33 protein-coding genes and 1 pseudogene are annotated in these 21263 nt (G+C 51.8%); 12 read left to right on the forward strand and 22 right to left on the reverse strand.

What is annotated here, in order from left to right:
- Positions 1-31: 31 nt before the first annotated feature.
- From TON_RS02325 to TON_RS02365, 10 genes are all read right to left on the reverse strand, one after another.
- Positions 32-757, reverse strand: a complete 726-nt coding sequence (locus TON_RS02325; RefSeq protein WP_012571403.1) for a tRNA-binding protein — start codon at positions 755-757, stop codon at positions 32-34.
- Positions 684-1811, reverse strand: coding sequence for a tetratricopeptide repeat protein (locus tag TON_RS02330; protein WP_148202356.1), 1128 nt, complete (start codon positions 1809-1811; stop codon positions 684-686). The genes TON_RS02325 and TON_RS02330 overlap by 74 nt, the downstream gene beginning before the upstream one ends.
- 41 nt (positions 1812-1852) lie before the next feature.
- Positions 1853-2179: a hypothetical protein gene (locus TON_RS02335; protein WP_012571405.1), complete on the reverse strand. Its 327-nt coding sequence runs from the start codon at positions 2177-2179 to the stop codon at positions 1853-1855.
- Between the two features lie 2 nt (positions 2180-2181).
- A complete protein-coding gene (locus TON_RS02340) occupies positions 2182-3168 on the reverse strand; it encodes a DHH family phosphoesterase (RefSeq protein WP_012571406.1) in 987 nt (328 codons plus the stop codon).
- Complete coding sequence (locus tag TON_RS02345; RefSeq protein WP_012571407.1) at positions 3146-3478, reverse strand: DUF3194 domain-containing protein; 333 nt, start codon at positions 3476-3478, stop codon at positions 3146-3148. Before TON_RS02345 ends, TON_RS02340 begins: the two co-directional genes overlap by 23 nt.
- A 29-nt stretch (positions 3479-3507) precedes the next feature.
- Positions 3508-3858, reverse strand: coding sequence for a prefoldin subunit beta (locus TON_RS02350; RefSeq protein WP_012571408.1), 351 nt, complete (start codon positions 3856-3858; stop codon positions 3508-3510).
- A 63-nt stretch (positions 3859-3921) separates the two neighbouring features.
- Positions 3922-4200 carry a KEOPS complex subunit Pcc1 gene (gene pcc1, locus TON_RS10235; RefSeq protein ID WP_012571409.1) on the reverse strand — a complete coding sequence of 93 codons (279 nt, stop codon included), beginning with the start codon at positions 4198-4200 and terminating at the stop codon, positions 3922-3924.
- Entirely contained in the window at positions 4143-4784 is a 642-nt protein-coding gene (locus tag TON_RS02355; protein WP_012571410.1) for a ribosomal biogenesis protein, read from the reverse strand. The genes pcc1 and TON_RS02355 overlap by 58 nt, the downstream gene beginning before the upstream one ends.
- Positions 4785-4839: 55 nt before the next feature.
- Positions 4840-4989 (reverse strand): DNA-directed RNA polymerase subunit P, encoded by a 150-nt coding sequence (locus TON_RS02360; RefSeq protein WP_012571411.1) that lies wholly within the window; start codon positions 4987-4989, stop codon positions 4840-4842.
- A 33-nt stretch (positions 4990-5022) separates the two neighbouring features.
- Positions 5023-5283: a 50S ribosomal protein L37ae gene (locus tag TON_RS02365; RefSeq protein WP_012571412.1), complete on the reverse strand. Its 261-nt coding sequence runs from the start codon at positions 5281-5283 to the stop codon at positions 5023-5025.
- Between the two features lie 624 nt (positions 5284-5907).
- On the opposite strand from TON_RS02365, the gene TON_RS02370 reads away from it, so the two are divergent.
- The 7 genes from TON_RS02370 to TON_RS02400 all read left to right on the forward strand — a co-directional run bounded on the left by TON_RS02370 (position 5908) and on the right by TON_RS02400 (position 11416).
- Positions 5908-6408: a hypothetical protein gene (locus TON_RS02370; RefSeq protein WP_012571413.1), complete on the forward strand. Its 501-nt coding sequence runs from the start codon at positions 5908-5910 to the stop codon at positions 6406-6408.
- 53 nt (positions 6409-6461) lie between these two features.
- A complete protein-coding gene (locus TON_RS02375; protein ID WP_012571414.1) occupies positions 6462-6725 on the forward strand; it encodes a hypothetical protein in 264 nt (87 codons plus the stop codon).
- On the forward strand, positions 6722-7483 hold the full coding sequence (locus TON_RS02380) for a 7-carboxy-7-deazaguanine synthase QueE (RefSeq protein ID WP_012571415.1): 762 nt from the start codon (positions 6722-6724) through the stop codon (positions 7481-7483). Before TON_RS02375 ends, TON_RS02380 begins: the two co-directional genes overlap by 4 nt.
- A 9-nt stretch (positions 7484-7492) precedes the next feature.
- Positions 7493-7927, forward strand: coding sequence for a hypothetical protein (locus TON_RS02385; RefSeq protein WP_012571416.1), 435 nt, complete (start codon positions 7493-7495; stop codon positions 7925-7927).
- 122 nt (positions 7928-8049) lie between these two features.
- The gene (locus tag TON_RS02390; RefSeq protein WP_012571417.1) at positions 8050-9081 is read left to right on the forward strand and encodes a membrane protein; all 1032 of its coding nucleotides are present in this window, start codon (positions 8050-8052) and stop codon (positions 9079-9081) included.
- Positions 9078-10025, forward strand: a complete 948-nt coding sequence (locus TON_RS02395; protein ID WP_012571418.1) for a hypothetical protein — start codon at positions 9078-9080, stop codon at positions 10023-10025. The genes TON_RS02390 and TON_RS02395 overlap by 4 nt, the downstream gene beginning before the upstream one ends.
- Before the next feature lie 68 nt (positions 10026-10093).
- The gene (locus tag TON_RS02400) at positions 10094-11416 is read left to right on the forward strand and encodes a RuvB-like helicase (protein WP_012571419.1); all 1323 of its coding nucleotides are present in this window, start codon (positions 10094-10096) and stop codon (positions 11414-11416) included.
- Positions 11417-11420: 4 nt separating this feature from the next.
- Here TON_RS02400 and TON_RS02405 read toward each other — a convergent pair whose 3' ends face one another.
- The 4 genes from TON_RS02405 to TON_RS02420 are packed head-to-tail and all read right to left on the reverse strand — an operon-like array spanning position 11421 to position 13823.
- Positions 11421-12425: a PIN domain-containing protein gene (locus tag TON_RS02405; protein WP_012571420.1), complete on the reverse strand. Its 1005-nt coding sequence runs from the start codon at positions 12423-12425 to the stop codon at positions 11421-11423.
- Positions 12409-12903, reverse strand: coding sequence for a hypothetical protein (locus tag TON_RS02410; protein WP_012571421.1), 495 nt, complete (start codon positions 12901-12903; stop codon positions 12409-12411). Before TON_RS02410 ends, TON_RS02405 begins: the two co-directional genes overlap by 17 nt.
- The gene (locus tag TON_RS02415) at positions 12900-13352 is read right to left on the reverse strand and encodes a hypothetical protein (RefSeq protein ID WP_148202357.1); all 453 of its coding nucleotides are present in this window, start codon (positions 13350-13352) and stop codon (positions 12900-12902) included. The genes TON_RS02410 and TON_RS02415 overlap by 4 nt, the downstream gene beginning before the upstream one ends.
- A 9-nt stretch (positions 13353-13361) precedes the next feature.
- Positions 13362-13823 carry a DUF2284 domain-containing protein gene (locus tag TON_RS02420; RefSeq protein ID WP_012571423.1) on the reverse strand — a complete coding sequence of 154 codons (462 nt, stop codon included), beginning with the start codon at positions 13821-13823 and terminating at the stop codon, positions 13362-13364.
- Between the two features lie 212 nt (positions 13824-14035).
- On the opposite strand from TON_RS02420, the gene TON_RS10705 reads away from it, so the two are divergent.
- The gene (locus tag TON_RS10705) at positions 14036-14224 is read left to right on the forward strand and encodes a hypothetical protein (protein ID WP_187146233.1); all 189 of its coding nucleotides are present in this window, start codon (positions 14036-14038) and stop codon (positions 14222-14224) included.
- A 39-nt stretch (positions 14225-14263) separates the two neighbouring features.
- Positions 14264-14380: pseudogene (locus tag TON_RS10710) on the forward strand (YbhB/YbcL family Raf kinase inhibitor-like protein); the annotation flags it as partial.
- Positions 14381-14418: 38 nt separating this feature from the next.
- On the opposite strand, the gene TON_RS02430 reads toward TON_RS10710, so the two are convergent.
- Positions 14419-14670 carry a PQ-loop domain-containing transporter gene (locus tag TON_RS02430; RefSeq protein ID WP_012571426.1) on the reverse strand — a complete coding sequence of 84 codons (252 nt, stop codon included), beginning with the start codon at positions 14668-14670 and terminating at the stop codon, positions 14419-14421.
- Between the two features lie 100 nt (positions 14671-14770).
- Positions 14771-15235 (reverse strand): hypothetical protein, encoded by a 465-nt coding sequence (locus TON_RS02435; protein ID WP_012571427.1) that lies wholly within the window; start codon positions 15233-15235, stop codon positions 14771-14773.
- Positions 15236-15328: 93 nt separating this feature from the next.
- Here TON_RS02435 and TON_RS02440 point away from each other — a divergent pair, with 93 nt between their 5' ends.
- A complete protein-coding gene (locus TON_RS02440; protein ID WP_012571428.1) occupies positions 15329-15946 on the forward strand; it encodes a CGP-CTERM sorting domain-containing protein in 618 nt (205 codons plus the stop codon).
- Between the two features lie 62 nt (positions 15947-16008).
- Positions 16009-16737: a cytochrome c biogenesis CcdA family protein gene (locus TON_RS02445; RefSeq protein ID WP_012571429.1), complete on the forward strand. Its 729-nt coding sequence runs from the start codon at positions 16009-16011 to the stop codon at positions 16735-16737.
- On the opposite strand, the gene TON_RS02450 is transcribed toward TON_RS02445, so the two are convergent.
- The 4 genes from TON_RS02450 to TON_RS02465 form a co-directional block, all read right to left on the reverse strand.
- Positions 16729-17079 carry a thioredoxin family protein gene (locus tag TON_RS02450; protein WP_012571430.1) on the reverse strand — a complete coding sequence of 117 codons (351 nt, stop codon included), beginning with the start codon at positions 17077-17079 and terminating at the stop codon, positions 16729-16731. The two genes, TON_RS02445 and TON_RS02450, sit on opposite strands and share 9 nt — an antisense overlap.
- 61 nt (positions 17080-17140) lie before the next feature.
- Complete coding sequence (locus TON_RS02455; protein ID WP_012571431.1) at positions 17141-17713, reverse strand: hypothetical protein; 573 nt, start codon at positions 17711-17713, stop codon at positions 17141-17143.
- An 11-nt stretch (positions 17714-17724) separates the two neighbouring features.
- Complete coding sequence (locus tag TON_RS02460; protein WP_012571432.1) at positions 17725-18540, reverse strand: hypothetical protein; 816 nt, start codon at positions 18538-18540, stop codon at positions 17725-17727.
- A 70-nt stretch (positions 18541-18610) separates the two neighbouring features.
- Positions 18611-18997 carry a transcriptional regulator gene (locus TON_RS02465; protein WP_012571433.1) on the reverse strand — a complete coding sequence of 129 codons (387 nt, stop codon included), beginning with the start codon at positions 18995-18997 and terminating at the stop codon, positions 18611-18613.
- 340 nt (positions 18998-19337) lie between these two features.
- On the opposite strand from TON_RS02465, the gene hcp reads away from it, so the two are divergent.
- Entirely contained in the window at positions 19338-20702 is a 1365-nt protein-coding gene (gene hcp / locus TON_RS02470) for a hydroxylamine reductase (protein ID WP_012571434.1), read from the forward strand.
- Here the strand turns inward: hcp and TON_RS10550 are convergent.
- Both TON_RS10550 and TON_RS10555 read right to left on the reverse strand, forming a co-directional pair.
- Positions 20699-20926 carry a DUF1858 domain-containing protein gene (locus TON_RS10550; protein ID WP_048055035.1) on the reverse strand — a complete coding sequence of 76 codons (228 nt, stop codon included), beginning with the start codon at positions 20924-20926 and terminating at the stop codon, positions 20699-20701. The genes hcp and TON_RS10550 overlap by 4 nt on opposite strands.
- Positions 20914-21132: a hypothetical protein gene (locus TON_RS10555; protein WP_012571436.1), complete on the reverse strand. Its 219-nt coding sequence runs from the start codon at positions 21130-21132 to the stop codon at positions 20914-20916. The genes TON_RS10550 and TON_RS10555 overlap by 13 nt, the downstream gene beginning before the upstream one ends.
- Positions 21133-21263 lie beyond the last annotated feature (131 nt).

Raw genomic sequence — 21263 nt, forward strand, 5'->3', positions numbered from 1 at the left:
ACCTCAAAATTCTAGTCTGGGGGATAATATTTCACCCCTTCAAAAACGCCTCTACAAGGTTCCTCGTCTCGTTGAATGCCTCGAGCGGGATTCCCTTCGGCAGGCCGCCGATCTCTCCCTTGACGTCCTTGAGGACGCCTTCACCGGCGCCGAGGAACATCCCCTCGCTGACTATTCCGCGGAAGTTCGCCGGCGGGAGCAGGGCAACGGCAACGCGGTTACCCTCCTTAACGGTGAGGTCGTTGGTGACCACAGTTATTGCCCTCTCGCCGATGTTGACGTTCGTAACCAAAAGCCTGTCCGCGTTGGGGTGCTTCCCGACGCTCATGACCTCGCCGACCCTTATGTCCACCGCTATGACCGGATCGTTTATCTTACCTAATGCTAGGCGCTTGTCAAGGTTGAGGATAGTGTTGAGGAAAAACCTGATTTTTGCCACAGCCTCCTCAACCTTCTCGCGCTCGCTCTTGTCGGCCAGGCTGAGGAACTTGTGATGCCAGTCGTCTCCACCAAGAGCCTCGATTATGCCGTTGGCCTTCTCCTTCAGAGCCTGCATCTGCGGAGTCTCTATGAGTTCCTTCGGCTCGATATAGGAGTAGCGCATGGCCTGTATCTCGGGGATCATCTCCTTGGCAAGCTGGATGGCCTTCTTCTTGTCCCACTTGCCCTTGAACTTTGCTCCCTCAATCGTCTTCAGGAACAGCTCCACGCTCTTCTCCGCCACCAGTAAGCGGTAGTCCTTGCTCGTGTCCCACATCTTCTTCACCCTCCAGAGCTTTCAGAACGCGGTTCTTAACGCTTTCGTCCCTTATTCCCTCAGCTATAGAACGGGCCTTCGCTTTGTCTCCCCAGCGTGCGTAAGAAAGCGCAATCTCACCGAGGAGCTCTGAGGCCTTTTTATCGTCTCGAACAACCCCCGCGATTATCAGCGGCTCCTCGAGGAAGCCTATGCGAAGGAACCTCCTTGCGATGCGCTCCAGCTCAACATCTGTCGGCCTGAACTTGCCCACGAAGATTATCTCAAAGGCGTCGTCGAAGACCCTCCTCCCGAGTCTCGGCTGCTCGTGGAGGAAGAGCCAGTAGGCAAGCTCGAGCATCGAAATTGCTCTGCTCTCCAGCGGGAGGAAACGCATCATTTCTATCGCCAGCTCGACTTCACCTTTCTCGAGGAGCTCCTCAACTGCAGCCTTACCCCGCTTGAGGACGTCCCTTATCAGCTCTATTTTGTCCTCCAGGTGCTTGGCCTGGAGCTTGAAGAATATCGACGTGTAAACGTCCCTCGCCAGCTCGTAGAATTCAATGGCTATCTGGTTTGGAATCTCGTCCGCGCTCTTCTCTATGAGTCTTGCTATTCTTATCAGGGAAGAAGTCGCGGCGGAGGAGAGCCCCCTTGAGGCCTGGAGGAGTTCAACCGCTTCCCTGAAGAGTCTGAGCGCGTCTTTATACCTATCGGAGAGAACGAGGTTTCTCGCTATTCCCGCTAGAGCCTCTCCCCGTATCCTCGGGGAGTCTATCGAGTTCGCCAGCTCGATGGCCTTTTCAAAGTATGCCTCTGCATCGCGGTCCCTATCGAGCGTGTACAGCGCCCTCCCCAGAAGGGAGTATGCCAATGCCCTTTCTGGGGTAGCGCTTATGGACTCAAGGGTATCGAGCATGTTTGCGAGAACCTCATCCCTCGGGAAGGCCGTTAAAATCTCAGTTAGAGCAACAAGCCTCTTTATTGGATTATCTATTCCCAGGGCGCTTCTGAGGGCACCCTTGTAATCCCCTTTTGATAGGTAACGCTCCACCCCCTCCGCCACGAGAACCACCGACCGCTAGGAATGGGAAACCAAAGTAAAAAAGGCTATCGCTAACCCTTTACCTTTCTGTCCCACTGTTCGAGCATCATGTCAAGGGCAAGCAGACTGTTGAGTCTAAGGCGAACTTTCTTATTCTCCCAGTCTATCGAGCCCTTGAACTCGTTGAGGAGATCAAACACCTTTTCCGCTTCTTTTGTCGGCAGGTTCCTGCCGTAGAACTCCTCACCGCAACTCGGACACTTAAAGACAAACCCTTCAAAAGCCTCCATGAACCCATCCTTATCGCTGAAAATCTCCCGAGCGTTCTCCATCGGGAGCATCTGTCCAATGAGCTCTGCCCAGTCAAGAGTTGCTCCACAGAGCGGGCACTTGGCCATTTTCAACCCTCCAGATTTCTCAAAAATTTCTCTATTTCTTTCAAAATCAGCTTAATTCCCTCATCGAGGTTGGCTTTGCCGTTGGCTCCCGCGGCCCCGGCGTGACCGCCACCGGAACCCTCTATAATCGGACCGACTTTCTCCATGATCTTACCTAGGTGCAGGCCCTTCTTCACGAGGCTCTCCTTCGCTCTCGCAGAAATTCTAACGCCCTTCTTCTCGCTTCCAACTATTGCTATATCTGCCCCGAGCTGGATAAATGTCTTGCATGCCAGGGACTCGTAGGCCGAAACCTTGGAGACAGCGATTATATACTTCCGGAATTTCCTTATCTCCAGCCTCTGACAGGCCTTTAACACGGCCATCCTCTTGGCCTGGTCAATGTTCTCATCGCTAACCGGGGCAACAAGCTGGAATATCTCGCCCATCTGAATTGGGAACCTTTCCAGAATCTCGCTCACGGCTTTGAAGGTTTTGGCATTGGAATATCGGAACGTCGCGGTGTCGGTGACTATTCCCGCCAGGAGGGCCTTAGCTGAGGTCTCGTCATAAAAGCCGAGATATTTAAACAGCTCCCAGACGATTTCAGCGGTCGAAGTTCTTGAGGAATCAACAATCATTATATCGGCCCTTATCGGATTCTCCTTCTCGGCGTGGTGGTCTATCACGATTATGAACTTGTCCTTGGGAATTTCAATAGGTTCGAGCTGCTCCATGGAGGATGTGTCGAATATCACCACGACGTCCTCACGAACCTGTGGATCCTTCTCGATAGGGACCGGAGAAAGAGTCAGAAGCCTTTTGGTGTATGAGGATATGCTTTGAGCAACACCGATTCTGACATCCTCTATTCTAGTGGATTTAAGGTAGAGGGCGAAGGCTATCGCCGAGCCGAGGGAGTCCGGATCAGCGTTGTGGTGGCAGAGCAGGAGGAAGGACTTGTCCCTTGAGCTTTGCAGGAAGCGCTTAAGCTTGATTTTCCCTTTCATTGGCTATCTCCCTCAGCTTCCTCTCAACAATTTCGTAGGCCCTCTCGACGGCCTCGTCGATGAGCTTATCAACGTCCACCTTGACGAAGATTGGAACCTCTAGATAAACCTCAATCTCAAGGTCGAGGGTCTCCTCCCTGTTTATCCTCATCGTGACCTCGATGTCCTTGACCTCGCTCCTCGTGAGGTGGTCGAAGACGTAGTCTATTATCGTCTCCTGGGCCAGTTCGCCTATCTCGATGAGCTGCTCTTCGCTCAGCTCTGGAAGACCTATATGGATAACCCTCTTTCCGCTGCTTCCCTTGTCCATCGCTACCACCCCAAAGGAAAGAGAAGAGATCAGCCGGCGGTCGGCCTTAGAGCAGTCTGTATCTTCTGGGTGAGCTCCTTGAGCTTTTCGTTGAGCTTCTTCTCCTGCCTCTCGAGGGCGTTGAGCCTAACTTCGAGGGTCTCGACTTTCTCCTTCAGCTCCTCGAGAGCCTTGGCCTTGTCGGTCTTAACGATGAGCGTCCCAACGGTCTTGTAGATGACGGTTCCCTCCTCAACCTTCTCGATTTCCTCCAGAGCCTTCTTTGCCTCGGTGAGCTCGAGCTGGACCTTTTGCTTCTGCTGGATGACGAGCTGGAGCTGCTGCTGGTAGCCCTCAAGCTGTCCCAACATAGCCTGAACCTGCGGCGGGATGTTCTGCACGACAAACACCTCCGTAATCGTAATGTCAGGTTAGAATAAGGACGGGGCTTTAAATAGTTTAGGCTAAACTTCTAGAGAATCCATCGCGACCTTAATCCAGCGAAGGTATGAGTTGAGGGTTCCCCTCAAAGCCGAGTTGTCCCTCGCAAGAAAGTGGATAATGATTCTACTTCCCTCGAGGAGAAAATCGATTTTGCTCCTTCTATACGGCACGCTCTTATGCTCGTAAAGGACACTCTCATAAACTACCCTAGCCGTCTCCTCGTCGGGAAAGGAGAGCTCAATTACTCCCTCGATTGGCCAGGCTTCTTCTTTATTCCGAGGGCCTCCTTGTAGTCCCATCTCCGGCCGTCCTCCATTATCCATATCTTGACGCTTATGAGCGGGCCAACTGCCCTCTCTTTCGTCACGTCGAGGCGGTAGAAGTTGACCGCCATTCCGCGCGGGTGTCTCTCGATGACGCCGAGAACATCTGTATTGTATCTGTCAGCTATACCGAGAAGGGAACGCTCCTTTCTGGGAACGAACTTCCCTCCAGTCAGCTCGGCGAAGGCCTGCGCGAAGGCAACGTGATCGAGGCCGACGCGTTTGGCGGTGGTGACGATGAAGGGCATCTCCTCGCGTATGGGCCTTATGTTTCTGAAGCCTATCTCGCGCTGGAGCTTTATGCCGTGGAGGTAGAGGTAGCCGAGGTAGCCCCAGTCGTCGGGGTCGACCTTGATGAAGGTCATCTTTAACGGGTTGCCTTTCCAGACGTTGACAATGAGAAGCCTCTCGTAGTTCCTGTCGTAGGCCTCCATGAGAAGGTCTTGGATGGTCTTCTTACCCCTCGTCAGGTAGAGGGAGTTGGGGAACACCCTCTCCAGGTCGTGCCCGAAGCTCCTCGTCCTCCTGGTGGGTCTGTGTGAAGTCGTTATCAGCATCATGGCCCTCACTCAAAACTCAGTTGATTGGATAAAAGCCTTTCGAAATTGGAAAGAATCAGATTGCCTTTACGCGCCTGGCCACCCTGGGCCTGGGCTTGTAGAGTATCTTGCTGCCGCAGTAGGGGCAGCGAACCTCTCTGGTGTTCTCGAGGTCGAGCTCGACCTCCTTTCCGCATTTCGCACAGCGGTAAACGGCCATCACCATAGTTATCACCCTAAACTAAGCAAAGGAAAGGGGTCAGGCCTTGGAGGCCGTAACACGCTTGGCGACCTTTCCAGCCGGGGTAACCGGCAGGTAGGCGCCGCCGGCAAAGGTGGCACCGCACTTCTGGCACTGCCATATGCCGGTACTTATCCTTCTGACCGCCTTCCTTCCGCAGACCGGGCAGATGTGCTTCTGCTTCATCTTGGCCTCAACGGCCGCGACCCTTCTTCTGATCTTGAGACCGTACCTCGGACCGAACCTTCCGGCTGAACCGACCTTAGTAGTCCTTCCCATGAGCATCACCCCTAATTATCAGCAATTTTCACGACTGAAGGGTTTTTCCGGGGACGTTTTATAAACCTTTGCATATACCTGGACACCGAGCGGGCTTATGCCTAATAAACCTTTCGCGTGGAACTTTGCCAAACAACGTTTCATCAGGAAGCTTTTGGAAAAAGCTTCATTAAAAGTTCGTGATTCCTTTCAATATTGCGTCCGGTAAGACGTATTTCACAAAAAGAATGTAATTCAAGAGTTAAAAACTGTGTTGGGTTGTGCTCTTAAAATGGATTTGCTCTTTTTGAGGCACCCGCAGGTGCCGATGGAGTGAATCCATGCAAATTACGCGGTTTTAAAAGGTTTTGAATTCAGAACAGGAATTTCGATAGGAAATACACTTTTTTCATTGGACTCGGCAGTTCAAGAATCACGAATCTTGATCAAACTCAACGGGACTGTCGTCCCGTGCGTTGGAGCTTTGCTCCAACGTCGCGCAGGCGAAGTTTGTATCGAAAGGGGGCCTTTGGGAGTGTCGGCCCCCTGGGGGTCCCGAGGTCATCGCAACCCAATACTCCTCGGGCGTTCCAATTTTAGCATAAAGCCTTATAACACTTACACTAACCTCGGTTAGGTGAAAGTATGGGTGGAACGATCAGCAAGATAGTTCACTTTCGCGATGAGGAAGAGTTTCTCGACGACATGACGGAGATAATGGAGCGCTTTACCTATCTGGCGAGCCGCTACGGCCACAACCCGATAGAGGGCATTCTCCTCTGGGACTACATAGGAATTCAGGACGAGGAAGGCATTAAGATATTCCGTGTTGGCGAGTTTCCTTACTTCGAGGGCACGCTGAAGCTCGACCTTGAGACTCTGCGCGTCATGGAGCGCTACTTCGACGAGATGGAGAGCAAGTGGGACGAGCTCCGCGTGGAGGACATCGCCTACTTCGTGGAGATGCTGAACGAGGCTCTTGGGAGGGAGATAGTCTTCTACGAGGCCTATGATCTTGGTCTCGACAGGGACACGGCTTACATAATCCTCAACCTCGTGAGCCTCCATTACCTCGAGAGCGTTCTTGACGGGAAGGACCGGGAGATATTCGAGGAAGCCGTTCAAATGCTCATGAAGTATATTTGATTCAATGATTACAGAATCATGTAATTATGCAATTGCAGAATGGGGTGGTGGCTATGCTCGTCAAAAAGAGGGGCATCTTCACTGAAGAGGATGCGAGAAAGGTCATAGAGATAGCGAACAGTGAGAATGTCACGGAGATAATAGTCATGGCCGAAAGCGTAACCGAGGAGGCCAAGAGGCGCCTCTGGGACTACGCGAGAGGAGTCCAGCTCATGGCTGACCTCACTGGCGAGGATAGGAGCGTGAGGGTTGAGATACTCGAGGGTTACGTGAGCGATAAGGTAAAAGGAATAGACCTCAGTGAGGTGTCGGAATGAAACTCATAATGGCCGAGGTGTTCAACAGCTGGCAGGGGGAAGGAGGGAGCGTTGAGGGTTCTGCCTTTGGACGGAGGCAGATATTTGTCCGATTCGCAGGCTGTGATCTTAACTGTGTATGGTGCGACTCGAAGGAGTTCATAGATGCCTCCAAGGTCTTGCGGTGGCGCTATGAGGTGGAACCTTTCACCGGAAAGTTCGAATATAAACCTAACCCGGCGAGCTTGGGTGAGGTAGTCGATGCCATTCTGCGGCTTGATACGGGGGATATACATTCCATAAGCTACACCGGCGGCGAGCCAACGCTTCAGGTCAGGCCGCTCAAGGCCCTCATGGAGAGGATGCACGAGCTTGGCTTTTCAAACTTCCTTGAGACCCACGGCGGCCTTCCAGAGCTGATTAAGGAAGTAGCTCATCTCACGGACTACGCCAGCATCGACATAAAGGACGAAACGGCTAAGGCAACTGAAGACTGGAAAGCTCTCGTTCTCCGTGAGGTAGAGAGCATCAGAATCCTGAAGGAAGCCGGCGCAGAGACCTACGCCAAACTCGTGGTGACGAAGGACACAAAGATAGAGAACGTCCGCTGGTATGCCTCCCTCCTGAAAGGCCTCGCACCACTTGTTATCCAGCCGCGAGAACCCATTGACATCTCCCAGCCAAAACTGATGGAGTTCTACCGCGAGGCGGCTCTGATAATGGGTCGGAAGAACGTTGGACTGAGCTTCCAGGTGCACAAGTATCTCAACGTCTTGTGAGGTGTAGGCATGAAAAAGGCCCTCGGGCTTGTAGGTCTTTCGGCGGTTTTTGTGCTCATCTCTATGTACACTCAGAACTCCAATCCGACAGCTTCCCAGGTAAGCGCTGTTCTATCTCTCGTCATTCTCATCATAGGCTCTTTCTACCTCAATCGCGACGAGAGGGGAGGTAAGATAGTCCCATGGGCAGGTTTGGTGCTGCCCCTTCTCCTCTTCCTGAACTACGGGAACCCGCTCTACCTGCTCGCTGGTCTTTTCCTTGGAATCGGCTTTCTCTGGAGATCAGAGCTCTCAGTAATTCCACTCGTTTTGGCAGGCTTTCTCCTTGGCTGGCTCGCCCTTCAGGAGGATGCATATCTCGTAAGAACCATCGGTGCCTTCATCCTCGCAGCGAGTATAATCACGGGCGTCGCTTCGCTATATTTTGCTCTCAAACTTAGGTGAGTTTTTAAGTCCGCTCGCGAACTTCCACCGGCGATGATGACATTGGCCTTTGGGGTTAGTGATGCCCGGGATCGACGGCCTGAGCCAAAAACTTTTAACCTTTAACTTCCTCCCAATCTCTGGTGGTAATAATCGAAGTCCTCAAGTGCGAGCACTGCGGCGCTCCGCTCGAGACGACGCCGGAGGATATAATAGTCGTCTGCCCTTACTGCGGCTATCCGAACGCCTATGATGAAGTCTTCTCCAAGGATAACGTCTTCTTCGTGGAGAGCCTTCCAAAGAAGGAGATCCTGCGCCTATTCTGGGAGAGGGTTGAGAATGACAAAGACTTCCTCGGACTCCGGGGAAAGATAAAGATTGCGAAGGTTGAGGGGGTTTACGTTCCCCTCTGGTTCGGCAAGGTGGAGGGAAGAGGGTACGTCCGCTTCGTGGACTACGAAAGAAAGGGCAACAAAAAGAGGAAAGTCGTGAAGTACCATGAGTTCGAGGACGATTCAGTCGTCTGTATTCCTGCCAGGAGAAGTGTTTACGACATAGCTGTCGAGGCATTGGCAGAGAAATTCGAGCGCGGCGGATACATTACGTTCAAGGAGCTCAGAAACACGCTCAAATATATGATGGAGGTCAGACCGATCAAAGAATTAACGCCCGAGAAGTGGGAGGGCCTTAAGCTGGAGTTCCTGAACACCGATTTTGGCAAGGAGCAGGCTAGAGCAGCGTTGCTTGATAGGGCTTCTGACTTTGCAAAGGAAAGACACGTTCCCAAGGACAAGCCCTTGAAGGCTTTCTCTTTTGGCGGTGATGTCGAAGAAGTTGCCCTTGTCTTCTACCCGCTCTGGAAGGTCTACTACGACTTGGAGGGTGGAACGTATTTCGTGGCCTATGACGGCAGCAAGGGGAGGGAAGTTATAGCGCTGGAGCCCGTCAGGATATGGCGTAAGGTGGCTTACTTGACCACGGCCCTCTTGGGGGTTGGAATTGCGGCTTTCTTCTCCATGTTATACGGAAACTTAGCTTACTGGGAAGTGGTTGCCCACGCTAGACAGGGTGCCCTGGGTATGCTGATCCTTCCGGGTCTTGGGGCTTACTTTGGCTACGAGCTTGCGAGGGGATACGGAAGGAAGATGGCGCGCGACGTGAGGGTTGAGAGATGAAGGTCAAATGTCCTAACTGCGGAGCGGAGTTTGAGAGTGAGGAAGCTGGAATAGTCACCTGCCCCTACTGCGGCTTCCAAATCAAGCTCGGTGAAGCTAAGACCTTCACCTACGACCTAAAGGTCGAAGACCCCTGGAGGCCTTTAAGCTCGTTCATCAGACTCCAGAGGCTCTCGCCCAATGACGTCGAGTGGAAGGCAAGAATCCTGGAGCGAGAACTGTTGTACATTCCCTTCTACGTCTTCTTTGTGAAAGCCGAAGGGCTTGCCCACAGCGGTGGACTCTCGACGGCCGATGGGCGAGTTGAGTTCTTTAACTACGTTACCGTTCCAGCCGCTGATGGCTTTGACGAGCTTATTAACTACCCGTTGCCGACGAGGGGCAGGCGCTACTTCGATGGAAATGTGGGGGGAAGGCTTGTCGAGAAGAGCCTCAATGAGGGAGATGCTGAAAAGAGGCTGAAGAGGGAGATACGCGAGCTGCTGAAGATGGAAGCCAAACGCTATTTCCACTGGAGAAGCGTGAGCATGGGCATGCCGACTTTCGAGCTCCAGTTTGATGGCCTCGTTTACTATCCCATCTGGAAGCTGAAGTACAAGTACGGCCCCTTCACCTATCGCGCGTATGTTGATGGCGCCGACGGCAGAATTCCCTATGCGGAGTTTCCCATCTCCTTCACGAAGAGAATTGTTAATGCCCTCCTCGGATTCGGTCTCCTCGCATCGGGCTTCTTCTTCGGGAGGTTCTTCATGCCCTATGGAGCCACTGCAGTTCTTGGCTCCATGGCAGGGGCGCTCTTCGGGGCTTGGCCGTCCCTAAAGCGAGCCTTCCGCTTCCACGGGAAGGCCAGCGAACACAGGCTTTTAAGCGAAGTTGCTGAGGATTTCGCTCCGGAGGGGGAAGCCTTTGAGGCAATAAGACGCTTCTTGAAGGCCCACTTCTAAGCCGTCAAATTTTTAAATCCTCACTATTTTAGTAACCGGCGGGAAGATTAATTGGAGGAGGTGAAAGCATGCCGGTCATCGAGGAGGTCGCAAAGGTTTCCTTCGAGAGGGTCGGCATGCACTCCCATATAAGGGGCCTCGGCCTCGACGAGAACGGAAAGGCGAAGTTCATGGCCGACGGCATGGTGGGGCAGGTTAAAGCGAGAGAAGCGGCTGGAATAGCCGTCGAGCTCATCAAGCGCGGAAAGCTCGCTGGGAAGGGAATCCTCCTCGTTGGCCCGACCGGGAGCGGTAAGACGGCAATAGCCATGGGAATAGCTAGGGAGCTCGGCGAAGATGTGCCCTTTGTCCAGATTGCCGGAAGTGAGATTTACTCCGCCGAGGTCAAGAAGACCGAGTTCCTGAAGCAGACCCTCAGGAGGGCCATAGGCGTTAGAATCAGTGAGGAGAGGAAGGTCTACGAGGGTGAAGTCAAGGAGATTGAAGTCAGAAAGACGAGGCACCCGTTCAATCCGTACGTGGAGATTCCCGAGAGCGTGATAATAACGCTCCGCACGAAGGACGACGAGAAGACCATAAGGGCCGGCAGGGAGATAGCCTACCAGCTCATGGAGCTGGGCGTTGAAGAGGGCGACGTCATACAGATAGACGCTGAGACGGGCAGGATTTCAAAGCTCGGAACTGTCAAGGAGGAGGAAGGCCTCTTCTTCAAGAGAAAGGTCAACCTGCCGAGCGGTCCGGTGCTCAAGATAAAGGAGTTCACCTACACTGTCACGCTCCATGACCTCGATGTTGCGAACGCGAGGGGAAACATCTTCGGACTGCTCTTTAGCTCTGGGGCGGAGATAAGCGACGACATCAGAGAGAAGGTCGACGAAATGGTCAAGAAGTGGATTGAGGACGGCAAGGCAACGCTTGTCCCGGGAGTGCTCTTCATCGACGAGGTTCACATGCTCGACATTGAGGCCTTCTCGTTCCTCGCGAGGGCCATGGAGAGCGAGTTAGCACCGATACTGATACTGGCGACCAACCGCGGAAGGACGAAGATTAGAGGAACGGACCTCGAGGCCCCGCACGGCATACCGATAGACATGCTCGACAGGCTGCTCATAATCAACACCGAGCCCTACAAGAGGGACGAAATCCGCGAGATAGTCAAGATTCGTGCGAGGGAAGAGAAGATTGACATAAGCGAGGAGGCGATTGAGTACCTGGCAGAGCTCGGCGGGAAGACCAGCTTGCGCTATGCCGTCCAGCTGCTCGCTCCCGCCAGCATCTTAGCGAGGGGTGGAAGGGTGGAGAGGGAACACGTAGAAAAAGCTAAAGAGTACTTCGCCGACCTCAGAAGGAGCATAGAGTTCGTCGAGAAGCTGGAAGGAATGCTCCAGTGATTCCTTATCTTCTCTTCTCCCCCATTATTTCTATGAGCCTTCTGCACAGCTTGAGGTGGAACATGAACTCATGGTATGTTCTATTCTGCTCCGGAAAGATTACTTTCAGCTCGTTGAGCCCCCGCTTGCCTCCAAACTCACCGAAGATTGTAACCCCGTTCACCTCGACGACGCCAAAAACAGCGGCGAGGTTGAAGATGAGCGTCCTCAGCTGGTAGGCTGAAACTTCGTGCCTCCCTAGCTCTGCCGTTGGGTATTCGAAGAGGAAGTACTCCAGCCCTTCTATTTTGGCAACATCCGTTATCGCTATGTCCGCCGTCAGGAAGACGAGCAGGGTTGGTGTCATCTCGTCGTAGCGCTTGAGGGACTTGATAATGATCTCGTCGTTGTTGTGGGCGAGCTCATTGACGCTTTCGGCTATGATTATCCTGTCTTTCAGCCTCTCAAACTCTTTTAGGGCAATGTATGCAGCCTTTCGAGACTTCTTGACGCGCCGGTTGCTGAACTCCTTGAGCAGGTGGGCGTTCTTGACGGCTTTCCTCATCTCGCTCAGCTGACCGTGGCGGTATTTGTAGTTCATTGAGTTCTCTATCTCCTTCTGCACACCCTCTGCGACGACTATCTGGTAACCGTCGAGTGGCCGGAAGCCCGAGATAAAGCGGTGGTAGAAGAGATTAGTGTCGGGAGCGAAGGCAACCCCTTTGCGGAGGTACTTGTAGAGCTCGAGGCTCTTCATGAACCCGTTTATGTTGTCGTAGCGCAGAATTCCGGCCGAGATGAATGCCTCATAGAAGTCGCTGTATGTCGGCAGTTCGTAGGAGAGGTGCTCGGGAACGGCCTCGTTGAATTCATGGCGGTTTACCAAAACGTCCAGTTCGTAGCCTTTCTCGCTTGGTTCTACCCTGAATAGGGGAAGTTCGTAGAGGGGGTAGCTTACCACTATCTCTGGCAAGATATTGATGAGCACCTGAAGCTCGGGCTTCTCAATTATTTCATAGCTCAACGACATTCCCATCACCGAGGAAGTTCTTGAGGCGCTGCATATGCTTCGGGATCATCATATAGGGCCTGTCCGGAAAATCCATGTCCAGCAGGGCCATGTAGATTATCCTGTCGACTGGAAAATCCCTTATCTGAACTACTGCTGCCGTTGCGAGGGCCTTCCTTCCCGAGGTTATGTCGAGCCCGATAGTGTATCCCTCTTCCGCAAGCCTCTGGAAGAGCTCCTTGAACTTCTTATCCGCCTCGAGAAAGCTGTTGTTGGGTATCACGACGGTCTCTATCTCAGGGTTGAAGTTGTAGGCCTGCGAGATAACCTTTATGGCCTCCACAACTTTGGGCAGCTTTTTCCGGTAGACTTCCTCCGTAAAGATGAAGACCTTTCTTGGCTTCCTGTTCCTTGAAACGACGGCATAGTAGGTGTTTACGAGCGCCCATTCCGAGCGACCGAGCAAAGTTACGTAGGCTATCTTTCTCGGATTTATCATGCAAAATTCCCCCATGCGAAGGCGATTACTTTATAGGCGAACGCCCGCAGGGATGGTCTAGGGGTTATCCTCCCCTCAACGGCTTTATGGGCGAGAGTGAATGGCACGAGCGGGAGGATGAAATACTCCACGCCGTAGGTTTCTATCCCTAGACCTCTTAGGATGAAGAGAACGAGCAGAGCCGCGAAAACACCCGCTGGAAGTGTCAGTACTGTGAGGAGAATCAAATCCGCGGTCTTATCCTTCTTTTCTATGCCTGGGATCGCGACAATCCAGAAGAGGAAAATCAGAACGAGGAAGTGGAGCAGGAGTTCCTCGAATGTGACATCTATCAGCGGCTCGCCCTTGGCGAGCAGATAGTAGAACCAGGCCGCTCCAAAGGAATAAACAAGGGACATCGGGATAGACACTCCCCACTTCATTCGAGGGAAGCCTTTCTCATTCTCCATGCTTCCACCTCATTCAACTAACAGCATCCCGTACAAAACGCTTTCGGAGAAGTCTATCTCCACGAGCCGGCTGATCTCTATGCCGATAGCATCTACCGACGGTCTCACTTTCGTTGGCATCCTGCAGGGCTCTCCCCTCTCAAAGGTACAGTCGTCACAGAGGTTGCAGCTGCCCGGGAAGAGTGCCATTGCGTACATCTTGCCCTCCTTGAAGAGCTCTTCTTCGCGCTTGAGAAGGTAGAGGATGGCCTTTCTCTTCTCGGCTTCAAAATCGTCCATGTCAATTTCAAACTTTATGATGAGTGCCTTTCTGAAGTGGCTCACCCACTCCCTGGCTTCCCTCCAGTCCGGGGCATGCGGGGGACAGCTCGGCCTCTTCCCGTACATGGGACAGGTCATGCACTTCCAGACGGGTCTTGGTGAAACAACTATCTCCCCCGCGTTAATTTCTCTCTCCCAGAGCGCCCTCATAGAGCATCGAATGTGATACTCTTGGGAGACTTAAAACCTTAGCCGTAGGATGGGTGACTGCTATTGTCATTAACAAATCTTTGGGCCAAAACATTTTTATGTTTGAAAACCTATTCACTGATATAAGGATAGTTGCGCTCGTGCTGGTTTCGGTTTTGCTGCTCTCAGCCGGTGGGTGTCTATCCCCCAATAACGAAGATTGGGATGTGAGAATGGATTTGGAGATAGGCTCCGTCTTCCACAACGGGGATTTCATCCCGGTGGAATTCACCTGCGACGGCGAAAACGTAAACCCACCGATATTCATTGGCCACATTGACTCAAGGGCCAAGAGCCTTGTGATTAGTCCCACCAATGGGAGAAGTCGATGCCCCAATCCACGTCGTCCAAGGAGTGAATGACTTCGGAAAGATAGGTTATAGCGGACATGTCCACAGAGGGGACACAGGGTGCACCACTATCAATTCAAGGTCTATGCCCTTGACACAGAACTCAACCTCAAGCCCGAGGCAACGAGAAGGGAGTTGGAAAAGGCCATTGGGGGTCATGTTATCTAGTGGGGAGAGCCGGTAGGCCTCTACGAAGAAAATAAAAGTCATGAGTAGAGCAGTTTCACCACGAGATTTATTGCACTCTGAAGTGCAGACAGGAAGTTCAGGGTAAAGAATATCCAATCTCCTATTATATAGGAATATATCGTCAGCAGTGTTGCCGCTACAACGTAGATTACGATAAACTTCAGGTTCAGCGGGCAGTGTTTTTTCTTCACGGTCTCGATGGTCTGAGGCAACCACGAGCTGACCAGCAGTAGCATTCCCAGGAGTCCTATTATCTCTCCACCGTTCATTTTTCTCACCCGAACGGGAAACGGGTGAGCCTAAAAAAGCCTTGTGGATGTATACATGTTAAAACCAGGTAATAGAATGTCCTAAATAGGCAAGTCTAAGCTAAAGCTGGCTCGCGAGCCGAGACATTGCCCATGTTTTAACGTCTTCATCAAGGATACTGTTGATAATTCCCATTGCATCGGAGATCTTACCTGCTTTGGCAAGGGTTAGCGCAACTTCAGCCTGTATCTTCGAGCGGTTTGAAAGGTCAGTTATGTAGTTGGCTATTTTCATGGCCTCTTCGGGTTTGTCAAGGTTCAGAAACTCAAAGGCGAGACTCATTAAAGCCTTGGTGCTTTCGTCACGGTTGTCTATATCGAGGGCGGATTTTATGGCCCTTTCCAGGACTTCCCTATAATCGGCCCCTCTCTTTGCCAGCACGACAGCAATGCGTGAGAGGGCCTTTGCCCTGATGCCTTTGTCGGGTATATCTTCCGTCATCTTGACGGCTTCTTCGAAGTTTCCGGAATCAACAAGCTTGAGGACCGCCTCATAGAGCGCCCGAGAGCGATACCACTCCTGCATGATTATCCCCACAATTTTTGGGCTTTGGAGGATTTAAGCTTTCCGCGGCCAAGGTTTATAACCTCCCACGAGAAGTATCTGACAGGTGAGAAAATGAGGAGGACTGCTTTACTGTTGCTTTTCCTCCTGACAGTTTCGCTGCTCTCCTACGCAGTGGCCGAAACCCAGATAGATTCAAACAAAGTTCACTTTTACATGTATGGCATGAGCACCTGTCCGCACTGCCAGAACATGAAAAAGCTCATCCCAGAAATCTATGGCCCCGAAAGTCTGACCTATTACGAACTCGTGAACAATGAGGAGAACCAGAAGCTCTTCGGCGAGCAGTACAAATACACAGGCATTATGGGAGTTCCTGCGGTAGCAATAACCTACAACGGAACCCTTTACGCTATAATCGAGGGAGAGTTTAACGTCTCGGCGACGCCCGAGATAATAGAGGCTGCCATGGAGAACAACGGGCTTATCCTCTTTGTTGCCGGCCAGGCTTACATCATTAAGAACGAGACAATCATACAGAAGCTCCAGACTATATATGTCGAGCACAGGCTTCCCGAGGCTGATACAACTGAGACTTCAGAGATTACAACTTCCACGCCGTCTGAAGATGAAACCACAAGCACAAGCGAAAACAACGACAAAGTGTGCGGTCCGGGAATAATGGCCGTTCTCGTGATAGTTCCCATTGTTCTCCTGAGGAGAAGGCGCTGACCTTTTGTTCTCAACTTTTTGTTTTAGAAATCCACAAAAAGTTATGGGATGGAGTGACTACCATGAGGAGTGAAGTAAAGGCGTTGGCTATCATCCTACTAACTTCCTTTGGGATAAGCTCCTTAGCACTCTGGGCACTCGGTTTAACTCACTTCATCCCCCAGTTTTTCACGCTTGCAATGAGCGACTCCATAAACCCGTGCACCTTTGTCATCTACACCATGCTCCTCATAGCACTCTCCGTTAGAGAGATTTCACGGAGGAGGCTCTACATCGTTGGGGCGTCATTCATAGCGGCCGTATACATCTCATACTATCTTCTGGGCGTTGGCCTTCTCTACTTCGCTGGCCGCCTGCCTCTCTGGGCTGCCGGCGTTGCGGCCATAATCTTCGGCCTTTATACTATCGTTACTGGATTAATGGAGAGGTCTAGGGTTTTTGGTAAGAGCGGCCTCAGGAAGAAGATATTCAGCAGCGACGCGACACTCTTAGGAGCTTTTACCCTCGGTGTTATAGTGTCGACGACTCTCCTTCCTTGCTCTGCCGGGAGCTATCTCGTCTATGCGATAATAATCTCAAAGAGCGGAAAAACGCTCGCTTTTCTCCTGCTTGCGCTCTACAACCTCGTCTTCGTGCTCCCGCTGGTGGTCATACTGTTGGCGATGGGAAGCGTCACAGAGAGCAAGCGCTTCTCCCAGGCGATGGTGAGGCACAGCAGGGAGCTGTCCGTGATAGCAGGGATACTGCTCATAGCGATAGGGATCTGGGTTCTCACGGGGGCCTCACTGTAGGCCTAGCAGCATCCTTACTTTTCTCTCGAACTCCCCAAAGTTCGGCACGCCTATAAACTCTACTCTGTTGTTTATCAGTATGGTGGGAGTTCCTAGGATGTTGTGCTCCATAGCCTTTCTCTGTCCTTCTGGCGTTGCAACACTCAGCTCTCTTGCAACGACGCCGTTATACTTCCTCTCGAGCTCCCTTGCCATCTGGACTGCTATTGGACAGTAGGGACAGCCTGGGGCGGTAATAACCTCAATGACGACCTTCGGCCCCTTTGACTTGACCTCTATCATTCCAGTCCTCTTCATCAGCTCGAGCATCTTTTTTCTCCTGATCATCTCCAGCTCGTCCATGACTCACCCCCCAATAAAGATGTAGAAAAGGGGGCTTAAAAAGAAATTCTTGAAAAAAGCTTCAATCAACGGCGTTGAGGTGAATGAGGAGCAGTATCGCGAATATTACCGCCAGTGCAATGTGAACCTTCTTCCAGTTCCCCAGTATCTTGACGAACTTCTTGGCCATGGTACTGTCGTGTTTCTTTGCAGCTACTGTTACTTTGCCGTGAATGTAGCGTCCAACAAAGCCGCTGACGTTCAGCAGAACAAGTGTTATGGCCATGCTGAGACCGGTTATTCCAGCGAGACCTGAGTAATTATCGCACGAGAAGAAGTGAACGAACACCAAAAGGGTACCTGTTATCGTGAGGGCATGGTGTATCGTAAGTGGATAAATCGGCCCAAACACCGTCACGTAAGGCTGCTCAGGCTTTATTTCGAAGCCCCACTCGCTCGTTTTCTTGTGAATTATCAGAAGTTTCCGCTTGGTTAGGGAGTAATAAACTACTCCAGTAGCAATCATCGCCACACCGACTACGGCGAAGGCGGTGTAGCCAGCCTCGTATTCGTCTTCTTCCCCTTCGTACTCGTCGGCAAGAACGAGTGGAGCTAAAAGGAGAATTAAAAGAACCAAAGCGAGAGCCCGCTTCATCAGGATTCACCTCAGAAAGCTCCGCTTCCTAACCCACATATCTTCGCGAAGGGACAGACGGCACAGTCCTCTGTGTACGGCTTGAGGTATGGCTCACCCTTCACGGCCTTCGTTATCTCCTTGGCTTTTTCCATGGCCTCGTCTTCTCCTTTAAGAACGAGTGTTACGCTGCCCTCGGCTCCACCGGCACCTCCGGCAGCGATTGGTATTGCCTCAACGTCGGCAAGTATTCTGTATGCCTCAACTTCCGTCACTGGGTGAGCATGGGGGATTGGAACCAGAGCCGCGTAGAGGCCTGTACCCCAGTCAAAGGAATATATGCCAGTGAGCTTGGCGCTCTCTTCGACTGGAGTGGGTACGAACTTCTCCAGGCTTATGGGCGTTATCGTAAAGACTCCTTTGGTTATCGTCCAGCCAAAGGTCTTGCCTATCGTTCCTCCGTCTGGGGCGGCGGCAAAGACGGCCACATTCCAGTTTACGTCTATCGCATTTCCGCCCTTGATGAAGACGTCCTTCGGCCCCATCTCTTTCAGAGCTTCTATCGGCTCGCCCTCAAAGGGCTTCCCCTTGTAGAGGACGAGATGCTTCGGCCAGGTATTCTTGGGGGTAACGCACGTTCTGCCTTTGCTTATTGTTCCAACGGTCCACTTCTCCTTTTCGATTTTCTCCCCGAGAAGTTCCTCGGCTATATAAGCTGCGGTTGTTCCGGTCGCGATGTAGACAAAGCCGTGCTTAAGGGCGTGCTGGACTTCTTCCATGGCCACTACCGCTTTGGCTATCAACCTTTTGCTCTCGGGTGGAGTGAGGGTTACAAGTGCCCTTTTCATGAGAATCACCCAGTTAAGATACACGTCGAAACATATTAAATGTTGTGTTAGTCTCAGCGTAAACTTTCGGCTAACCGAACAGCTCCAGGCAGACCCTGCACTGGGCAGGGTTCAACTCAGGATCAATTTGAGAGTGGAAAGAACAGACGTAACCTTTGCTCAGCATCTCCAGTGAGATTTGAACTAGCCTTAAGTGGATTTCGTACTCGGTAGGCCTCTTCTGGATTATCTCCTCGGCGAGCTTTTTGAGGCCATCATCTATGTCTGGGAATTGGGCAACGTCTATTAAAGCCCCCCTGTCCATCCTCAGATATCGAGAAACGGCAGACTGGGTAATGTGCAAAAGCTCCGCTATCTGTGTCTGCTTGAGTCCCTTCTCCCTGAGTATCTCTACAAGCCTGCGCCTCAGCGAGGGATAGACATAGCGTGAAGCAACTTCGAAAGCATTCGTTTTCATATACCCTTGTATGACGCACGGAATATTTAAGACTTTTGGTCGAATTTAGGCCAAGCCTTAGGTTGGATTAAACGGACATTTTCTTTGTCATAACTCGTGGTTCTCTGGAGATTACAATGTAATGACACGTGTCATATATACTTTGGGTGGGCGAGAAAGTCGAAAACATCTACTTCAAAAATTAGAACATGATGTAACAGTTAATACAATCATGCGTCCCGAATATTTTCTTTCCAGCTATGTAAATATGGCCTTTTAGGTTAAGAAACCGCAAACTTTTTATGAAGGTATCTTCATTTATAACTCGAAGTATATGACAGGTGTCATAGGAGGGATCGTGATGAAGTTGTCTGGAGGTGTTGGGATGCTCTGCAACCAGTGTTCGATGAGCCTAAGTGGTGGCTGTACCGTTAGGGGCGTGTGCGGAAAAGATCCGGACTTGAACTCCCTTCAGGAAGCGCTGCTCTATGGAATAAAGGGCACCGCCGCCTACTACTACCACGCGCTCGAGGTTGGCTACGACAATCCAGAGATTGGCCACTTCCTTGCCGAGGCCCTATACTCTACCCTGACGAACGTCAACTTCGACAAAAACCGCTTCCTTGGACTCATTCTTGAGAACGGAAGGATTCACCTAGAGGCCATGAAGCTCCTAGACAGAGCCTATGTGGAGACCTTCGGCAGGCCGGAGCCGGTAGAGGTCCCCACTGGAACTGCTGACGGGCATGGTATATTAGTCACCGGCCACAGCTATAAGGCACTCTACGAGCTCCTGAGGCAGATAGAGGAGATGGGACTGCAAGATGAAATTAAGGTGTACACCCACGCAGAAATGTTTCCCGCTCATGCATATCCAGAGCTGAGGAAGTTCAAGTCGCTCTACGGCAACTGGGGTGGCTCGTGGCTCTATCAGAGGAAGGAGTTCGCGGAGTTTCCAGGGGTCATACTGGGTACGAGCAACTGTGTGCAGCAGCCGACAAAGGCCTACGCGGACAGAATATTCACAGTTGGAATAGCCGGCCTTGAGGGAGTTCCTCACATCGAGGACTACAACTTCGAGCCGCTTATCAAGCGCGCCCTTGAAACACCGAAGATGGAGAAGATAGAGGGAGGAAAGCTCCTCACGGGTTTCCACCACACCAACGTGCTGGCAATGAAGGACAAGCTGATAGAGCTGATCCAGGAGGGCAGGATAAGGCACATATTCGTGGTTGGCGGCTGTGACACGCCACACAAGGGCATGAGGTACTACGAGAGGCTCACCGAGCTGATTCCGGAAGATGCCATAATACTCTCCGCCGCCTGCGGTAAGTTCCGCTACAACGCAAGGAACTACGGCACCATCGACGGAATCCCGCGCTTCCTCGACTTCGGCCAGTGCAACAACGTCTACTCCATAATCGAGATAGCCGTGGCCCTGGCGAGCGAGCTTGGAACGGACGTGAATTCGCTCCCGGTCAGCATAGTTCTCAGCTGGATGGAGCAGAAGGCGATAGCCATCCTCTACTCCCTGCTCTACCTCGGAATAAAGGGTATCTACATCGGTCCAAAACCGCCGGAGTTCCTTACCCCGGCTGTCTTCGAAATCCTGAGGAAGCAGTTTGACCTTAGGCTTATCGGAGACCCAGAAAAGGATCTAAAGGATATGCTCAACAGAGGGATAAAGATTGAAGAAGGGGCGGCTCTGGTAGAAGAGCTCGATTAATCTCTCTTCTCCAGTTTTTTAAGTTCTTCCATCATCTTCTCGAATTTCTCGTCGCTCATACCGAGAAGCTTTTTGGCTTGCCTAAGGGTCACCGTCCGGGCTAAGGTTTTCCTCATTGCCGGGTTCTGGAGCGGAGAGAAGCCATACTTGACGAGTATCTCAAGGGATTGAGGATATGCCCTGAGGAGCTTGGCCACGTTGGTGTCTTCTATTATCTCATCCAAGTTATCGTCGCACTCTTTAACTTCCATTTAAATTCCTTTGAGCTTTCGGTCTTCGTAACTTTGAGGACGAAGAAACCGCCGACTTCTCTAACTTCAATGTTGTATCCTGCCTTCTCTAACTTGGGAATCAGGTCAACGAAGGGCCTGTCACCTATCGCCTCAAGGATATCACCAACCTTGAGCTTCCCGAAGCTCTCGAGGATCATAACCGCTGGTTGGGGTGGTTTCAAACCCCCAACATCGAGCATCATTTTCGCTTACCGTTCGAATGTATGACACTCGACATATAAGCTTTGCTGGTCAGGATTGTTTAGTTTTCTATGCCCAGATATGTCCA

Origin of the sequence: Thermococcus onnurineus NA1, assembly GCF_000018365.1 — an archaeon.
In the GTDB taxonomy this organism is placed as follows: domain Archaea; phylum Methanobacteriota_B; class Thermococci; order Thermococcales; family Thermococcaceae; genus Thermococcus; species Thermococcus onnurineus.

Bases quoted from the DNA above. Each gene is read 5' to 3' on its own strand.
- TON_RS02325 (WP_012571403.1), bottom strand. From the start codon at position 757: ATGTGGGACACGAGCAAGGACTACCGCTTACTGGTGGCGGAGAAGAGC.
- TON_RS02335 (WP_012571405.1), bottom strand. From the start codon at position 2,179: ATGGCCAAGTGCCCGCTCTGTGGAGCAACTCTTGACTGGGCAGAGCTC.
- TON_RS02340 (WP_012571406.1), bottom strand. From the start codon at position 3,168: ATGAAAGGGAAAATCAAGCTTAAGCGCTTCCTGCAAAGCTCAAGGGAC.
- TON_RS02345 (WP_012571407.1), bottom strand. From the start codon at position 3,478: ATGGACAAGGGAAGCAGCGGAAAGAGGGTTATCCATATAGGTCTTCCA.
- pcc1 (WP_012571409.1), bottom strand. From the start codon at position 4,200: ATGGGACTACAAGGAGGCCCTCGGAATAAAGAAGAAGCCTGGCCAATC.
- TON_RS02355 (WP_012571410.1), bottom strand. From the start codon at position 4,784: ATGATGCTGATAACGACTTCACACAGACCCACCAGGAGGACGAGGAGC.
- TON_RS02360 (WP_012571411.1), bottom strand. From the start codon at position 4,989: ATGGTGATGGCCGTTTACCGCTGTGCGAAATGCGGAAAGGAGGTCGAG.
- TON_RS02365 (WP_012571412.1), bottom strand. From the start codon at position 5,283: ATGGGAAGGACTACTAAGGTCGGTTCAGCCGGAAGGTTCGGTCCGAGG.
- TON_RS02370 (WP_012571413.1), top strand. From the start codon at position 5,908: ATGGGTGGAACGATCAGCAAGATAGTTCACTTTCGCGATGAGGAAGAG.
- TON_RS02375 (WP_012571414.1), top strand. From the start codon at position 6,462: ATGCTCGTCAAAAAGAGGGGCATCTTCACTGAAGAGGATGCGAGAAAG.
- TON_RS02380 (WP_012571415.1), top strand. From the start codon at position 6,722: ATGAAACTCATAATGGCCGAGGTGTTCAACAGCTGGCAGGGGGAAGGA.
- TON_RS02385 (WP_012571416.1), top strand. From the start codon at position 7,493: ATGAAAAAGGCCCTCGGGCTTGTAGGTCTTTCGGCGGTTTTTGTGCTC.
- TON_RS02395 (WP_012571418.1), top strand. From the start codon at position 9,078: ATGAAGGTCAAATGTCCTAACTGCGGAGCGGAGTTTGAGAGTGAGGAA.
- TON_RS02400 (WP_012571419.1), top strand. From the start codon at position 10,094: ATGCCGGTCATCGAGGAGGTCGCAAAGGTTTCCTTCGAGAGGGTCGGC.
- TON_RS02405 (WP_012571420.1), bottom strand. From the start codon at position 12,425: ATGTCGTTGAGCTATGAAATAATTGAGAAGCCCGAGCTTCAGGTGCTC.
- TON_RS02410 (WP_012571421.1), bottom strand. From the start codon at position 12,903: ATGATAAATCCGAGAAAGATAGCCTACGTAACTTTGCTCGGTCGCTCG.
- TON_RS02415 (WP_148202357.1), bottom strand. From the start codon at position 13,352: ATGGAGAATGAGAAAGGCTTCCCTCGAATGAAGTGGGGAGTGTCTATC.
- TON_RS02420 (WP_012571423.1), bottom strand. From the start codon at position 13,823: ATGAGGGCGCTCTGGGAGAGAGAAATTAACGCGGGGGAGATAGTTGTT.
- TON_RS10705 (WP_187146233.1), top strand. From the start codon at position 14,036: ATGGATTTGGAGATAGGCTCCGTCTTCCACAACGGGGATTTCATCCCG.
- TON_RS02430 (WP_012571426.1), bottom strand. From the start codon at position 14,670: ATGAACGGTGGAGAGATAATAGGACTCCTGGGAATGCTACTGCTGGTC.
- TON_RS02435 (WP_012571427.1), bottom strand. From the start codon at position 15,235: ATGCAGGAGTGGTATCGCTCTCGGGCGCTCTATGAGGCGGTCCTCAAG.
- TON_RS02440 (WP_012571428.1), top strand. From the start codon at position 15,329: ATGAGGAGGACTGCTTTACTGTTGCTTTTCCTCCTGACAGTTTCGCTG.
- TON_RS02445 (WP_012571429.1), top strand. From the start codon at position 16,009: ATGAGGAGTGAAGTAAAGGCGTTGGCTATCATCCTACTAACTTCCTTT.
- TON_RS02450 (WP_012571430.1), bottom strand. From the start codon at position 17,079: ATGGACGAGCTGGAGATGATCAGGAGAAAAAAGATGCTCGAGCTGATG.
- TON_RS02455 (WP_012571431.1), bottom strand. From the start codon at position 17,713: ATGAAGCGGGCTCTCGCTTTGGTTCTTTTAATTCTCCTTTTAGCTCCA.
- TON_RS02460 (WP_012571432.1), bottom strand. From the start codon at position 18,540: ATGAAAAGGGCACTTGTAACCCTCACTCCACCCGAGAGCAAAAGGTTG.
- TON_RS02465 (WP_012571433.1), bottom strand. From the start codon at position 18,997: ATGAAAACGAATGCTTTCGAAGTTGCTTCACGCTATGTCTATCCCTCG.
- hcp (WP_012571434.1), top strand. From the start codon at position 19,338: ATGAAGTTGTCTGGAGGTGTTGGGATGCTCTGCAACCAGTGTTCGATG.
- TON_RS10555 (WP_012571436.1), bottom strand. From the start codon at position 21,132: ATGATCCTCGAGAGCTTCGGGAAGCTCAAGGTTGGTGATATCCTTGAG.